This is a genomic window from bacterium, assembly GCA_023150945.1.
GTDB lineage: Bacteria > Zhuqueibacterota > Zhuqueibacteria > Zhuqueibacterales > Zhuqueibacteraceae > Coneutiohabitans.
On record JAKLJX010000110.1, the window covers coordinates 1 to 521 of the forward strand.

Sequence of the window (521 nt, forward strand, 5' to 3'; positions counted from 1 at the left end):
TCTGCGCAAGCAGTTAAAAGCCATCAAGAAAGAGCTTGGCGAAGAAGAAGATGAGATGGAGGAAGTCGACGAATTCCGCCGCCAGATCAAAGCCGCCAAGATGCCCGAAGATGTCGAGAAAGAAGCCCTCAAAGAACTCACGCGACTTTCGCGTATCCCCCCACAATCTGCCGAGTATACGGTCTCTCGGACCTACATCGAATGGATGATCGATCTGCCTTGGTCTGTGACGACCGAAGATTCCCTTGAGATCAGGCGCGCACGCGAGATCCTCAACGAAGATCATTACAGCCTCGACAAGATCAAGCGACGGATCTTGGAGTACCTCGCCGTGCGTAAACTCAAAAATGATATGCGTGGGCCGATCTTGTGCTTTGTTGGGCCTCCCGGGGTCGGCAAGACCTCGCTTGGCAAATCGATTGCGCGGGCGATGGGACGGAACTTTGTGCGCGTTGCGCTTGGCGGCGTCAAAGACGAAGCCGAGATCCGTGGACATCGCCGAACCTATGTCGGCGCTCTGC

The 521-nt window shown here is 55.3% G+C and carries 1 protein-coding gene; it reads left to right on the forward strand.

Annotation, left to right across the window (positions count from 1 at the left end; genetic code table 11):
- A partial coding sequence (locus L6R21_28300) for an AAA family ATPase (protein ID MCK6563104.1) occupies positions 1-521 on the forward strand: 521 nt, incomplete at both ends.